This window comes from Anaerotignum faecicola (assembly GCA_024460105.1).
Taxonomy (GTDB): Bacteria; Bacillota; Clostridia; order Lachnospirales; family Anaerotignaceae; genus JANFXS01.
This window is the reverse complement of record JANFXS010000472.1, coordinates 1-406: the sequence shown is the minus strand read 5'-3', so window position 1 is coordinate 406 and position 406 is coordinate 1. Positions and strand designations below refer to the sequence as shown.

1 protein-coding gene is annotated in these 406 nt (G+C 43.1%); it reads right to left on the bottom strand.

The window, feature by feature from the left end; genetic code table 11:
- Positions 1–77 precede the first annotated feature (77 nt).
- Positions 78–406: Holliday junction branch migration protein RuvA (locus NE664_14935; GenBank protein ID MCQ4727930.1), on the bottom strand; the 329-nt coding region annotated here is incomplete at its 5' end.

Here is a 406-nt window from a genome sequence, read left to right as displayed (position 1 = left end):
TTAGAAGCAAGTTTTTCCGCAAATTCCGCACAGCTTTTTTCTGTTAATACCATTTTAATCTCCCTTTCTTTATAAAATTAACGGGAGCATACAGCGCCCCATATGCTTTGAAGGAAATCTTCGTTTTTGAATTTGTCTTTTAATTCGAGTATTATTTTCTGCGCCGTTTTTTTACCAAGGCCCGGAGCCTTTGAGAGGGCGGCCGCGTCCTCCGAAACGACCGCCATTATAATATCCCCGTAGATCAGCGCCCCCATGAGGCTGATTGCGGCTTTGGGGCCTACTCCGTTAACCGTTATAAGTTTGTTGAAAAGTTCCAATTCCTCCATTTTATTAAAGCCAAAAAGTGAAATTCCATCCTCTTTGACGCTCATGTACGTATAAACCTTTACCCGCTCCCTAAGGC